The 13228-nt window shown below is 62.6% G+C and carries 12 protein-coding genes; 7 read left to right on the top strand and 5 right to left on the bottom strand.

All coding sequences use genetic code 11. From position 1 onward, the window contains the following. Nucleotide 1 precedes the first annotated feature (1 nt). The 5 genes from ACWA1U_RS04230 to pknB are packed head-to-tail and all read left to right on the top strand — an operon-like array spanning nucleotide 2 to nucleotide 8122. Entirely contained in the window at nucleotides 2-1627 is a 1626-nt protein-coding gene (locus tag ACWA1U_RS04230) for a PP2C family protein-serine/threonine phosphatase (RefSeq protein ID WP_463724101.1), read from the top strand. After that, nucleotides 1624-3036 (top strand): FtsW/RodA/SpoVE family cell cycle protein, encoded by a 1413-nt coding sequence (locus tag ACWA1U_RS04225; protein WP_463724100.1) that lies wholly within the window; start codon nucleotides 1624-1626, stop codon nucleotides 3034-3036. The genes ACWA1U_RS04230 and ACWA1U_RS04225 overlap by 4 nt, the downstream gene beginning before the upstream one ends. Continuing rightward, nucleotides 3033-4475, top strand: a complete 1443-nt coding sequence (locus ACWA1U_RS04220) for a peptidoglycan D,D-transpeptidase FtsI family protein (protein ID WP_463724099.1) — start codon at nucleotides 3033-3035, stop codon at nucleotides 4473-4475. The genes ACWA1U_RS04225 and ACWA1U_RS04220 overlap by 4 nt, the downstream gene beginning before the upstream one ends. Further along, the gene (locus ACWA1U_RS04215) at nucleotides 4472-6214 is read left to right on the top strand and encodes a protein kinase domain-containing protein (protein WP_463724098.1); all 1743 of its coding nucleotides are present in this window, start codon (nucleotides 4472-4474) and stop codon (nucleotides 6212-6214) included. The genes ACWA1U_RS04220 and ACWA1U_RS04215 overlap by 4 nt, the downstream gene beginning before the upstream one ends. 6 nt (nucleotides 6215-6220) lie before the next feature. Next, nucleotides 6221-8122, top strand: coding sequence for a Stk1 family PASTA domain-containing Ser/Thr kinase (gene pknB, locus ACWA1U_RS04210; protein WP_463724097.1), 1902 nt, complete (start codon nucleotides 6221-6223; stop codon nucleotides 8120-8122). On the opposite strand, the gene ACWA1U_RS04205 is transcribed toward pknB, so the two are convergent. Genes ACWA1U_RS04205 through ACWA1U_RS04195 form a run of 3 tightly spaced genes read right to left on the bottom strand, consistent with a single transcriptional unit; the run spans nucleotide 8123 to nucleotide 9650 of the window. Next, nucleotides 8123-8764, bottom strand: coding sequence for an anthranilate synthase component II (locus ACWA1U_RS04205; protein WP_463724096.1), 642 nt, complete (start codon nucleotides 8762-8764; stop codon nucleotides 8123-8125). A gap of 2 nt (nucleotides 8765-8766) precedes the next feature. After that, nucleotides 8767-8928, bottom strand: a complete 162-nt coding sequence (locus ACWA1U_RS04200) for a hypothetical protein (RefSeq protein WP_463724095.1) — start codon at nucleotides 8926-8928, stop codon at nucleotides 8767-8769. Beyond that, nucleotides 8928-9650: a class E sortase gene (locus tag ACWA1U_RS04195; protein ID WP_463724940.1), complete on the bottom strand. Its 723-nt coding sequence runs from the start codon at nucleotides 9648-9650 to the stop codon at nucleotides 8928-8930. Before ACWA1U_RS04195 ends, ACWA1U_RS04200 begins: the two co-directional genes overlap by 1 nt. A gap of 280 nt (nucleotides 9651-9930) precedes the next feature. Here ACWA1U_RS04195 and ACWA1U_RS04190 point away from each other — a divergent pair, with 280 nt between their 5' ends. Further along, a complete protein-coding gene (locus tag ACWA1U_RS04190; protein WP_463724094.1) occupies nucleotides 9931-10179 on the top strand; it encodes a cell division protein CrgA in 249 nt (82 codons plus the stop codon). 59 nt (nucleotides 10180-10238) lie between these two features. On the opposite strand, the gene ACWA1U_RS04185 is transcribed toward ACWA1U_RS04190, so the two are convergent. Together ACWA1U_RS04185 and ACWA1U_RS04180 are read right to left on the bottom strand one after the other, a co-directional pair. Continuing rightward, nucleotides 10239-11639, bottom strand: coding sequence for a GntP family permease (locus tag ACWA1U_RS04185; protein ID WP_463724093.1), 1401 nt, complete (start codon nucleotides 11637-11639; stop codon nucleotides 10239-10241). A 31-nt stretch (nucleotides 11640-11670) separates the two neighbouring features. After that, nucleotides 11671-12183 (bottom strand): gluconokinase, encoded by a 513-nt coding sequence (locus ACWA1U_RS04180; RefSeq protein WP_463724092.1) that lies wholly within the window; start codon nucleotides 12181-12183, stop codon nucleotides 11671-11673. Between the two features lie 156 nt (nucleotides 12184-12339). Here ACWA1U_RS04180 and ACWA1U_RS04175 point away from each other — a divergent pair, with 156 nt between their 5' ends. Beyond that, on the top strand, nucleotides 12340-13050 hold the full coding sequence (locus tag ACWA1U_RS04175; RefSeq protein WP_463724091.1) for a FadR/GntR family transcriptional regulator: 711 nt from the start codon (nucleotides 12340-12342) through the stop codon (nucleotides 13048-13050). Nucleotides 13051-13228 lie beyond the last annotated feature (178 nt).

The raw sequence follows: 13228 nt of genomic DNA, 5'->3' as shown, positions 1-13228 counted from the left end.
CATGGCCCTGGTTTTCCGTTTCGCGGCCCGCTCCGATGTGGGCATGGTCCGCCAAAAGAATGACGATTCCGCCTACGCCGGCCGTTACCTGGCCGTCGTAGCGGACGGCATGGGCGGTCATGCGGGCGGAAACATCGCGTCGGCGTCCACGGTCCTCGACCTCGTGCACCTGGACCGCAAGGATTACGACGACGACGCCGGCACCTACCTTGCCGACGAAATTCAGACTGCCAACTCCCTGCTCTCCGAGCTCGTCAGCACCAATCCACACCTCGCGGGCATGGGAACCACCGTTACGGCAATGCTGCTGAACGATGACCAGATTTCCTTCGCGCATATCGGCGACTCACGTGCCTACCGCCTGAAGGATGACACCTTCGAGCAGGTGAGCGTCGACCACACCTTCGTGCAGCGCCTCATTGACGAGGGCCGGCTGAAGCCCGAAGAAGCAGACATCCATCCGCACAAGAACGTGCTGATGCGGGTACTGGGGGACGTTGATGCCAGCCCTGAACTGGACCTGGCCACCTACGAAGCGACGCCAGGGGACCGCTGGCTGCTGTGTTCGGACGGCCTGAACGCCGTCCTCAATGACCAAACCATTGAACGGATCCTCCGGGAGACCTCGGATCGGACCGTCTGCGTTGACACCCTCGTCGAGCTCACGCTTGCAGGCGGTTCCCCGGACAATGTGACCGTCGTCGTCGTCGATGTTGATACCGCTTCTCCCGAAGATCTCCGGACTGCCGCGCTTACCGCCCTGCCGCCCGCGAGGACTGCGGCCGGTGAGAAGGGCGAAGGGGAGACAAGGCCCGACGACGACGCCCCCGGCGCTGCGATTCGCGCCGACGTCATTCGGGAAGATCTTTCCTCCCGCCCCCACACGCTCGTCGGTTCCGCCGCACTGGCCACTGAAACGGGACAGATCCCGATCGTCACCCAGCGTTCCACCGAGCGGCGGGCGGCGATGATGGCGCTCACCCACAAAGCGGAAGCTGGTGGCACTTCGGACGGCGACGAGCCAGACGAAGATTCCTCACCGCGCAGGCGCAGGTGGCTTATGCCCGCGATCGTCGGCCTGATGGCACTGATCCTCGCATCCGTGCTCTGGTTCGGATACAGCTGGACGCAGACCCGTTACTACGTCGCCGTTTACGAGAACAACGTCACGATCTACAACGGTGTCGCCCAGACGCTTGGCCCCCTCCCCCTTAGCCACGTTGACCAGACCACCGACATACCTGTCTCAAGCCTTCCCCAATTCCAACGGAACCGCCTTGAAAACACCCTCGCGGCGCGGGACCTGGAGCACGCGCAAAACATCGTGGAGGACCTGCGCCAGTCCCTCCGCGCCATTCCATGCCCGCCTGCCGATGACCCCAGCCCTTCTGCGAGTCCGTCACCATCTCCGAGCGGATCGACATCGGCCAGCCCTCGCGAGTCAGCTTCTGCAGAACCGAGCTCCACTACTCAACCGAGCGCTTCCGCTGACCCAAGCTCCACCGCAAGTCCAAGCGCAACCTCAAGCGCCTCTCCCCGACCTCGTTCCAGCGCTGAACCGAGCGCATCTGCTACTGCAGAAGCCGATCCGGGCGAGCCCGCCCTTTGTGGAGGTGCAGCCCAATGAGCGATGTACTGACAGTGCCCAAGCCTCGGCGCAATGTCGAGGCGCTACTGCTGATTGTCGCCCTTGCCGTAGGAATAGGCGCCAACTGGATAGTGGGCCTTGACAAGGAGAACCCGTTCGATTCCGCGTTTTGGCTGCAAAGTGGCACTCTCACGGGCCTGGCACTGGTCTTCCACGTTGTCCTCCGCTTCCGTGCGAAGTATGCCGATCCGGTTATACTCCCGATCGTGATCGCCCTGAACGGCATCGGGCTGGCAATGATCTACCGGCTGGATCTGTCCTTGCCCGCTGGTGTCAATCCCGTCGCGCCCAGCCAGTTCCTGTGGACCACAGTCGCGATGGCAGCGGCTATCGCCACCCTGATCATCTTCAGAGACCATCGATTTTTCAGGCGTTTCACTTACATCTCGCTGATCGTCAGCGCCGTCCTTCTGCTCCTGCCGCTTACACCGCTCGGGCTCGAGATCAATGGAGCGCGCATCTGGATCAGCGTGGGTTTTGGAACCTTCCAGCCCGGTGAAATTGCCAAGATCACTCTTGCCATATTCTTTGCAGGGTATCTATCGACCAACCGCGACCTGATCCTTCTTGCCGGAAAAAAGCTGGGCCCTCTTCAGCTTCCCCGGTTCAGGGATCTGGCACCCATGGTCGCGGCGTGGCTGGTCAGCATTGGCGTGCTCATCTTCCAACGGGACCTTGGCTCTTCCATCCTCTTCTTCGGCCTCTTCATGGCGATGATCTACGTTGCCACCTCCCGGGTCAGTTGGGTGCTCATAGGCCTGGCGATGATCGGCGTCGGCGGGTACGTAGCAATGCAGCTCTTCAGCCACGTCGCGCTCCGGATCGACAGCTGGGTCAACGCCTTCGATTCTGAGGTCTACAACCGCAACCCCGGCGGTAGCGGCCAGGTTGTTCAAGGACTGTTCGGCCTCGCCAACGGTGGGCTCGTCGGAACTGGCTTGGGGCAGGGTCGGCCGGACCTCGTGACCTACGCCAACAGCGACATGATCATCGCGGCCCTGGGTGAGGAGCTCGGGCTTGTTGGGCTCGTTGCCATCGTCCTGCTGTACGTCCTGCTTGTTTCCCGCGGCTTCCGCGCAGCGCTCGGAACCCGGGACGGTTTCGGCAAGCTGCTTGCCTGCGGCCTGTCATTCACCATCGCGCTGCAGTGCTTCGTGGTGATCGGCGGCGTAACCCGCCTAATCCCCCTGACCGGCCTCACAACGCCGTTCATGTCAGCCGGCGGTTCGTCATTGCTTGCAAACTGGATCATCGTGGCTCTGCTGCTATTGGTCTCCGAAACCGCCCGGCGCCCGGCAGTCAAGGGCCCGCTCCGCGAAACCTTCCCCGAAGGCAACCCGGATGAGGACAATCCAAATACTCAGAACACACGGGAGGTCAGCGCATGAATCAGGCCATCCGACGCTCCTGGATCGTAGCAATCAGCATGTTTGCGCTGGTGCTCGGCTCATTGACTTTCGTTCAGTTCTTTGAAGCCTCCGCGCTGGAAGGAAACGACTGGAACAACCGCGACGTCCTGGAGGACTACGGAAAGAACCGCGGAGCCATCTTGGTGGATGGCAATCCGATCGTCGAATCGGTGCCCTCCGATGACCAGTTCAAGTTCCAGCGCGTGTACAACGAACCCGAGATGTACGCGCATCTCACCGGCGTCTTCTCACTTGCCACCGGAGCAACTCAGCTTGAGGGCAAGCTCAATCCAGAGTTATCCGGCGACAGCGAGGATCTGTTCCTCGACCGGATCACGAGGATGCTCTCCGGTGCTGAGGAGCAGGGCGCTTCAGTGGAACTGACCATCGATCCCCAACTGCAGCAGATGGCCTGGGACATGATTCCCGAGGGTCAGCAGGGCTCCATCGTGGTAATGGAACCTAACACCGGCAACATTCTCGCGATGGTTTCGAAGCCGTCCTATGATCCCAACCTGCTGGCCACCCACAACACCACACAGGCATTGCAGAACCTCGAAGAGCTGTCACAGATCCCCGGTCTGTCGGTTAACTTCAACCCGGCCACCCAATCCCTGGTCGCACCAGGCTCCGTATTCAAGATCGTGGTGGCCGCAGCCGCCCTCGAATCAGGCGATTTCGATGCGGAATCCACTATTCCCAATCCGGCCGTGCTTGATCTGCCGAACACCGACGTCGGGCTGCCTAACTTCGTGAACGGCGGTTGCGCTTCGCGTACTGAGGCCACTCTCGAGTTCGCTCTGGAGCAGTCCTGCAACACTCCGATTGCGCAGGTGGCGTGGGAGCTCGGCGAAGAGACAGTGCTGGAACAGGCTCAGGACTTCGGCTTTGGCGAGACGTTCGGCATACCGGTCGAGGTCGCTGCCAGCCAGTTCCCCACCGGCATGGATCAGGCGCAACTTGCACAGGCCTCCATCGGCCAGTTCAGCACCGCTATCACCCCCCTCCAGATGGCGATGGTCAGCGCAGCAATCGCCAATGATGGCGTGCTCATGAAACCGAACCTGGTGAAAGCCGTCCGTGCCCCTGACCTTGCGATCATTAATGAGCCCGAGCCGGAAGTCCTCCGCGAATCGATGAGCGCTGACAACGCCAACCTACTCACCGACTGGATGGTCAACGTCGTCGAGAATGGAACCGCCCGGGAGGCGGCTGTGCCCGGAGTGGCGGTTGCAGGTAAAACCGGCACGGCGGAGGTTCCAGAGCAGGGCGACAACGCCTGGTTCACAGGTTTTGCTCCGGCAGATGATCCGGAAGTGGTTGTATCAATCGTGATGCAGGATGTTGATCTCACCACGGGTGCCCAACTGACTAGTCCAAACGGCAAGAGACTCATAGAGGCGGTGTTGAATAGGTGAGGCCTACTTCGGGTATCACGTTAGGCGGCAGGTTCCAGCTCACTGATCGCATCGCCATCGGTGGCATGGGAGAGGTCTGGAAGGCCCGGGATCAGGTACTTGGCCGCATTGTGGCCATCAAGATCCTGAAAGAGGAATACACCGGTGATCCCGGCTTCCTCAACCGGTTCCGTGCTGAAGCGCGCCACACCGCCTTGCTCAACCACGAGGGCATCGCCAACGTCTTTGACTACGGCGAAGAAGGCGGCTCCGCGTACCTCGTCATGGAGCTCGTGCCGGGGCAGCCGCTGTCCGCGATTATCGAACGCGAACACATCCTGTCCCCGGACCGCACGCTCTCCATCGTCGGGCAGACCGCAACTGCGCTCAGCGTTGCGCACGCGCAAGGCTTGGTGCACCGGGACGTGAAGCCGGGCAACCTGCTGATCATGCCGGACGGACGGGTGAAGATCACCGACTTCGGTATCGCACGGATCGCCGACCAGGTGCCGCTCACCGCGACGGGCCAGGTCATGGGCACTGCGCAGTACCTTGCCCCAGAACAGGCCACCGGCCAACCGGCCACCGGCTCGAGCGACATCTACGCACTTGGCGTTATTGGCTACGAGCTCCTTGCCGGCCGCCGGCCGTTCTCAGGTGAATCGCAGATCGCCATCGCCCTGGCGCAGGTCAATGATGCGCCGCCAGCATTACCTGAAACGATCCCGACGCCGGTGCGCGCCCTCATCGCGTCCATGCTCGCCAAGGATCCAGCTGATCGACCCGCTAGTGCGGAACTGTTGGCCGAGGCTGTCGCTGCGATCCGGCGGAATGACATCCGCGCAGCGGAAGCGGCGGTCCCGGGAATGCTGCTGTTCGGCAGCCCGACGGGCCCCATGACGGCACCGGTTCCAGCACCCACCAACGCAACCCGCGTAGTTCCAGCCCCGACGACGTCGGCCCTCCCCGCGGTGGGAGCCGGCGCAGTGGCGGCATCGCGTGAGTGGAGCGAGGAAGATATTGACGAGGAGCCGCAGCGCGAGGAGGAGTCCCGTGGCCGCAGCCCTTGGCTCATCGCGTTGATTGTCCTGCTCGTCATCGGGGCACTGGTAGCGGCTGCGTTCCTGATTGCGCCGCTGCTGACCGCGGGCAGTGACGATGATCCCACGCCCCCGCCGGCGACCACCACCTCAGCGAGCCCTTCGGAAACTGACAGCGAAAGCCCAAGCCCCGAGGAGACGACGCCGGAGCCGACGACGCCCGAGCCGACGCCGGAGACAGTGACCATCAGTTCTTCGGAGTTCCAGGGTCAGAATGTCGATCAGGTAGTGGCTGAACTGGCGAACCGTGGATTCCAAAACATCACCACCCGGGGTGAAAATGACGACGTCGAAGCCAACCTCGTTCTGGGCGTCTCTCCTGAAGGAGAGCGGCTCCTCACGGATCCGATAACCGTGACGTTCTCCACTGGCCCGGCAACCATCGCTGTGCCGGATGGCTTGATCGGTGCTGCTGAGACGGATGCCCAGGAGGCGCTGACCAACGCCGGCTTCACCTTCCGGCGGGCTGGCGAGGAGCCTTCCGAGGAAGCACCGGGCACAGTACTTGAGGTCAATCCGCAGGAGGGCACCAACGTGGCCCCTGACACCGTGGTTCAATACACGATCTCCTCCGGCCCGGAAGAGACACAGGCCCCACCGACCCCTCCATCACCAACACCGAGCCCGAGCAGTACACCGCCTGGCCAAGGCCAGCCCTAAGCAAGGATGGGAGTACACCAGGTGAGCAGCGACAAAGTCCTGAATGGACGTTACGAAGTAGGTGCGCTCATTGGCCGCGGTGGTATGGCTGATGTGCACCTCGGTCGTGACATCCGTTTGGGTCGCTCTGTCGCGATCAAAGTGTTGCGCCAGGATCTCGCCCGCGACCCCCTCTTCCAGTCGCGCTTCCGCCGCGAGGCGCAGGCGGTTGCTGCGCTGAACCACCCGACCATCGTCTCGGTGTACGACACCGGTGAGGAAGAGGTCGAGGGCCAGAGCGCCGACGACGTCCGGGTGCCGTTCATCGTCATGGAATACGTGGCGGGACGGACCCTCCGGGACCTCCTGAAGGCCGGCGAGCTCACCGCGGAAACATCTGTCGAGTATGTCCTTGGCGTCTTGTCCGCACTTGAATACAGCCACCGCGCCGGAATTGTGCACCGGGACATCAAGCCAGCGAACGTCATGATCACCCCTGAGGGCCAGGTAAAGGTCATGGATTTCGGCATCGCACGAGCGATCGCCGATTCCGCCGCCACCATGACGCAGACGCAGGCAGTGATCGGCACCGCCCAGTATCTTTCGCCCGAGCAGGCTCGCGGTGAGACAGTGGATGCCCGCAGTGACCTGTATTCAGCAGGCTGCCTGCTGTACGAGCTGCTTACCGGCCGTCCACCCTTCGTGGGTGACAGCCCGGTGTCCGTTGCCTATCAGCACGTCCGCGAAGCCCCCACTCCGGCACGCAAGCTCAACCCGGAGATCCCTGCCGCCATCGAGTCCGTCCTGCAGATCGCCCTCGAGAAGGACAAGGGGCAGCGTTTCCAGAGTGCAGCGGAGTTCCGCACCGCGCTGGTGGAGGCGCGAAAGGGAATTACTCCCGCAGCCCCTACGGAAGCGATTGCCGCGGTTCCCACCAGAACTCTCGACGGCGACGCCCCGCAGACCCGCGCCATGGCCAAGGTGTTCGCAGGCGGCAGTTTCGCTGCGGAGTCCGCGCCGGAAGAAACGACGACGGGGTCACTCCCGACGGCCCTTGCGGTAGGAAACCGGGACGACGACGACAGACGCGGCTCCCGGGGTAAGAGGTGGATCGCAGTCCTGGTTGTCCTGTTGGCCCTGCTGCTGACGGCTGGCGCCGTCGTACTGTTCAGCACGCTCAACACCGAACCCGTTGCCCCCGTCCTCACGGCCGTTCCTTCGGTCGAGTCCATGAACGAAACCGAAGCGACCAATGCCTTGACCGCCGTTGGCCTTCGGCCGCAGGTTGAGCGTACCTACCATGACGAAATCGAATCCGGAATGGCGATCGAGACCGATCCGGCTGCCGGAAGCGAAGTAGACCCCGACTCGCTTGTCACGCTCCGGATCTCGCAGGGATCAGCGAACCGGGTCATCCCCGAGGACATCCTTCAAATGACGGAATCTTCCGCGCGGGACGCGCTGGAGTCAGCCGGGCTTCGGGGCGGATCGGTCAGTGAGGCCAACAGCGCCACGATTCCGGCGGGGCGGGTAGTCGATACCGATCCCGCACCGGGAACCACCGTGCCGGCAGACTCCCAGGTGAACCTGATTCTCTCTACAGGCCTCGTGACCGTTCCCCGCCTCATTGACCTGCCGCAGACAGAAGCCGTCACCATCCTTGAGGATCCGGTCCGCGCCCTCGTGCCGCGCATCGAGGAGGAGGAGAACGCCGTCGTCGAACCCGGAACCGTCATGCGGCAGGAGCCCGAAGCGGAATCCAACGTCGCTCCGGGCAGCGAAGTGGTTATCTACGTCGCCGTGGCGCCCGCGGAGGAGGAACCGGAGGAGCCGCCAGCCACAGAACAGCCGTCCCCGGAGCCCACGCCCACCGAAGAAGAAGAAGCCAGGGGCAACAATGGGCGCGGACGCGGGCAGGGTAACGGCTGATTACTGGTGTATGAGCGGGCTCAACGAAGCTGACCGTTCAGCAGCCCCCTTCAGGCCGGCCGATTCCAGCCAGTTGCCCAGCATCCGGTAGCCGCCCTCGGTGAGCACAGATTCCGGGTGGAACTGCACTCCGCACAGGGGCGCCGTCCGGTGCTCAAGGCCCATGATGACGCCGCTCGCGGTGCGCGCGGTCACTCGCAGCTCTGCGGGAACATCCCCGACGGCGGCGAGGGAGTGGTAGCGCGTAGCCGTCAGCGGGGAGTTCAGGCCGTCAAAGACGTTGGTTGAATCGTGCTCCACGAGTGAGGTTTTACCGTGCATCAGCTCCGGAGCGTGGGTTACTGATCCGCCGTACGCCTCCGCGAGCGCCTGGTGGCCCAGGCACACGCCGAGCATCGGCTTCGCGTTCTCCCCGCACCACTTGATCAGGTCAACGCAGACGCCAGCCTCCGCGGGCGCGCCGGGCCCGGGGGAAATGAGGACGCCGTCGCGCGCTTCGGCAAGGGCAATCGCCTCGGCCAGCGTGACGTCGTCGTTCCTCACGACAGTGGTTTCGGCGCCAAGCTCCTGCAGGTAGCCGACCAGCGTGTAGACAAAGCTGTCGTAGTTATCGACAACCAGGATTCGGGTGGGGTTGCTCATGGTTACTCCGAGCCAATCGTTGAATCGGTCAATGGGTTGAATTGCGAGAGCCACGGGAACACCCAGGTCATCAGGACTGCCACCGCTGCTGCGATCAGGAGGATGGAGAAGGTGATTCTCAACCAGAGCGGCCCGGGGAGGAGCCGGAAGATGAAACCGTACATCAGGCGGATCCTTTCACGGCTTCGGCGACTTGCTCGACTATGTCGCTTGGGGGACCGGATTCCAGCGGGCGGAAGGACTCCATCACCGAGTACGCGATGATCCGTTCCTGCGCTCCGAAGCGGGGGTTGCAGCTGGTCAGGGTGAGGATCCGTGCCGTTGGTTCGACCCCGGGTTGCGTGGGTACCGGCGCGAGTACGTCGACCCGGTCAGGCAGCACAATCTGCGTGTTGCGGTAGACGTAGGTGTAGTAGCCCTCGCGGGTCTGAACGTGGATCCGGTCTCCCGGCACCAGGGTGTGAATATTGTCCAGTACCGCTCCGTTGGTCTGGCGGTGCCCTGCGAGTGCGAAGTTGCCCAGTTCTCCCGGCATCCCCGTTTCCGGGTAATGCCCCAGTCCAAGGTTGTCCAGCACTGCCGTTCCGACGCCGCTGGTCACCGGCCGGGTGTAGGTCTCGCCGAATCGGGGAATGTAGACGACGGCGAACGTTTCACCGTCCAGCGCAGGCGCCATGACTGGTGCGGCGTCGGGCTGTACGGCGGCTTCGTCGTCGCTATTACCCTCGCTTGGGGCGGTCGGAATCTCGATACCCGAGAAGAACTGTCCGACCGCTTCTTCCTGTTTGGCATTGGACTCGATGTTGGTCCACCAAAGCTCCCAGCCCACAAACAAGAGCAGGATGAGGCCCGCGGTTATCAGCAATTCGCCGAATACCTGGGTCATCGTTTGGAAGAACCCACGACGACGGCGGTTCCGGGCTGGCGGCCTCGACGGACGGTCGCGGCGTGCTACTGCAACGCTGCCGCCGGGATCACTCACACTTCTCCTTGCTTCCGGTGCTCCGTCCGGCGCCGCGGCGACGGTTCTTTAGCTAGAATGGGCAGCTAGAACCGTGCCGATACAATAGTCCTGTTTAAGGATAGCTTGTGTGATCGTCGCACCTGTAAGCCATATGAGCGCAAACACAGCAGCTGGCAACCCAGCCGCCCGTCAAGGAGGATCCGTGCCCGAGTCGAAGTCCCGCAAGAAGCAGGTCGAATCGAGGACGCCCGCCTCCGCAGCGGAGCCCAAGCCCAATCCGGTTTGGTACAAGCCCGTCATGTTCGGGCTGATGGTCATCGGCCTCATTTGGATCCTGGTCTACTACATCTCGGAAGCACGCTTCCCGATTCCCGAGATCAACTCATGGAACATTCTGATTGGTTTCGGAATCGCGATCGTGGGCTTCCTCATGACCACTCGCTGGCGCTGATAGCCAACCAAAGAAGCGGGCGTCTCCTTGAGGAGACGCCCGCTTTTCTGTTTCGAAGGTCAGCCGAGGGACGCGAGGCCAAACACGACTGCTGCAATGCCAAAGCCCATAACGCCGATCCCGGTCTCCATGACGGTCCAGGTCTTGAACGTGGTCTTGACGTCCATGTCGAAGAACCTGCCCACCAGCCAGAAGCCGGAATCGTTGACATGGCTCACCACCACTGAGCCTGCCGCCACGGCGATGACCAGCGCAGCCAACTGGATTCCGTTGTACCCGCCGGCCGCGATGGCCGGGCTGATCAGACCGGCTGCGGTTGTGAGCGCGACCGTCGCGGAGCCCTGGGCGATGCGCAGGATGGCGGCGATGAGGAAGCCCGCGAGGATCACGGGAATCCCGAGGTCGCCCAGTGCGTCTTCGAGAGCCGCCCCGATGCCGGAGGACCGGAGCACTCCACCGAACATGCCGCCGGCACCGGTGATCAGGATGACCGAGCAAACGGGCCCGAGCGCCGACTCCAGGACCTTCTCAAGCGCAGTCTTCTCCACACCCCGGCGTCGTCCCAGTACATAGGCAGCCACCAGCAGCGCGATCAGTAGGGCGACCGGCGTTTCACCGAGCGTGCGCAACACCTGGAACCAGGTTTGGTCCGCGCTACCCTCCGGCAACGCTCCGCCGACATTGAGGGCGTTCAGGCCAGTGTTGAGGAAGATCAGGACGAGGGGAAGGAGCAGAATGCCGACCACAGTGCCGAAAGCCGGAGGGTTCTTCTCCTGTGCTTCCTCGGCCTGGCCCAGCAGCGCCGGAACCGGCAGGACGATCCGCTTACCCATGTACAGCCCGAAAAGGTAGGAAGTGACATACCAGGTGGGGATCGCGGTGATCAGGCCAACCAGAACCACCAGGCCGACGTTCGCTCCAAAGAACTCGGAAGCTGCCACCGGTCCCGGGTGGGGCGGCACGAAGATGTGCATCACGGAGAAAGCACCCGCCGCTGGCAATCCGTACCGGAGCACACCGCCGCCGAGGCGCCGGGCTACCGAGAAGACCACCGGGAGCATCACCACCAGGCCGGCGTCGAAGAAGATCGGGAAACCAAAGATCAATGATGCGACACCGAGGGCCAGCGGTGCCCGCTTCTCGCCAAACTTGCCGATGAGAAAGTCCGCGAGGACTTTCGCTCCACCACTTGTTTCGACGAGCCGTCCGAGCATCGCTCCGAGTCCCACCAGCAGTGCGACCGTTGCCAGCGTCCTACCGAAGCCGTCGGTCAATACCGGTACCACCTGGTTCGCGGGAATACCAGTGGCAAAAGCAGTGAGAAGGCTGATCAGGATCAACGCGACAAAAGCGTGGATCCGAAGCTTGATGATGAGAAAGAGCAGTACCGCGATTGCGGCTGCGGCGATTAGCAAAAGGGGACCGGCGCCGAGCGTCTGTGTCCAGCCTTCAATTTCCATGGATACTTCTCCGTTGAGTGGGTTACAGGGGTCAGGCCGGGAGGCCGAGTTGCTGCAGGATGGAGTCCGTGACCTCGAGGGGAGTACCGACGTTCATCACGGTGATGCCGTTCTCACCAACCTGAAGGGGCTGGAGGGTGTTTACCTGCGACGGCAGCAGGGACTCGGGCATGAAGTGGCCCGTGCGGGTCTTCATGCGGGTTCGGATGAGCTCGACGTCGCCAAGCAGGTGCACGAACCGGACATCGCCGTCGGCTGAGGAAAGAATGTCCCGGTAGCTGCGTTTAAGGGCGGAGCACGTCACGATGGTTGACTCACCGGCGGCAGTTTTCGAGCTGATCCACTGGGCAATTGCTGTGAGCCACGGCTGCCGATCCTCATCTGTCAGGGCGATACCCTGCGTCATCCTGGCGATGTTCTCTGTCGAGTGGAACTCGTCAGCTTCCGCGTAATCCCACTTGAGGCGTTCCGACAACGCGGTGGCGATGGTGGTCTTGCCTGATCCGGAGATACCCATGATGACCAGATGTGTCCGTGATTCCATACCGACTCCTTTGTCGTCGCTTCTCACTTCGCGCACCGTCCTGCGCCGTCTGACGTAAAAGGTAGCACCATTGAGCGCCAAAAGATACCACCTTTGGATTCTGCCCTCCCCGCCCTATCCTGAGTTCATCGAGCCTCCTTATGGAAAGGTCACACAGTGTCGTCGACTCCACAAGGCCCAGCACCTGTTGCCGAGGTCATGTACAGCCGGATCATCGACGAGCTGGGCCGGAGCATCGTGAATGGGGAACTCTCCGCAGGAGAACGGTTGACCATCGAGGCTCTGCAGGCTCGGTTTGGCGTATCCCGGACGGTCATCCGGGACTGCATGCGCATCCTCGAATCCATGAATCTGGTCTTCAGCAAGCGACGCGTTGGAATTGTGGTGCAGCCGGCCGGGCAGTGGAACGTGTACGACGCGCGGGTCATCCGCTGGCGTCTGGAGGGCACCTCCCGCTCACGGCAGTTCCGTAGCCTCACGGAATTGAGGTGTGCGGTGGAACCAGTGGCGGCGGCAGCCGCAGCGAGGAATGCGACGGCGGAGCAACGCACCGCCGTCGTCAGCTTGGCTCGTCAACTGCGGCAGCTGGGTGAGGCCGGGCGCCTCGAGGAGTTCCTTGACGTGGACATCAGGTTCCACGCACTGTTGCTCCTCGCGTCCGGCAACGAGATGTTTGTGGCACTGGAAGAGGTGGTGGCTGAAGTACTGCGTGGCCGGACCCATCAGGGACTCATGCCAACTAATCCGCGTGAGCGGGCGCTGGCCAGCCACGAGGCAGTTGCTGCCGCCGTCGAACGCGGAGATGCGCAGGCTGCCGAAACCGTGATGCGCGGCCTCCTGGCCGAGGTGCGCGAGGCCATCAGCTGAGTCCGTCTGCCCACGCCTGCTGTCCCCTGCGGGTTTGAGCCCGAGCTAATGGGTTGCTGCTACCGCACCCACATCCTTCATACACACCTTGTGCACCAAGTTATCCACAGCTGTGTGTAACTTTGGGGGTATCTCAGTCAGAATCCGCTGGACCCCAATGATCGGCTTATCCACAGCT

Source organism: Arthrobacter sp. TRD_SC_6 (assembly GCF_055361185.1).
The sequence above is the reverse complement of the archived record's forward strand: the minus strand, read 5'-3'. Positions and strand labels throughout refer to the sequence as shown.

Coding starts and splice junctions, on each gene's coding strand:
- ACWA1U_RS04230 (WP_463724101.1), top strand. CDS start 2: ATGGCCCTGGTTTTCCGTTTCGCGGCCCGCTCCGATGTGGGCATGGTC.
- pknB (WP_463724097.1), top strand. CDS start 6,221: ATGGGAGTACACCAGGTGAGCAGCGACAAAGTCCTGAATGGACGTTAC.
- ACWA1U_RS04225 (WP_463724100.1), top strand. CDS start 1,624: ATGAGCGATGTACTGACAGTGCCCAAGCCTCGGCGCAATGTCGAGGCG.
- ACWA1U_RS04220 (WP_463724099.1), top strand. CDS start 3,033: ATGAATCAGGCCATCCGACGCTCCTGGATCGTAGCAATCAGCATGTTT.
- ACWA1U_RS04185 (WP_463724093.1), bottom strand. CDS start 11,639: ATGGAAATTGAAGGCTGGACACAGACGCTCGGCGCCGGTCCCCTTTTG.
- ACWA1U_RS04205 (WP_463724096.1), bottom strand. CDS start 8,764: ATGAGCAACCCCACCCGAATCCTGGTTGTCGATAACTACGACAGCTTT.
- ACWA1U_RS04195 (WP_463724940.1), bottom strand. CDS start 9,650: ATGACCCAGGTATTCGGCGAATTGCTGATAACCGCGGGCCTCATCCTG.
- ACWA1U_RS04200 (WP_463724095.1), bottom strand. CDS start 8,928: ATGTACGGTTTCATCTTCCGGCTCCTCCCCGGGCCGCTCTGGTTGAGA.
- ACWA1U_RS04180 (WP_463724092.1), bottom strand. CDS start 12,183: ATGGAATCACGGACACATCTGGTCATCATGGGTATCTCCGGATCAGGC.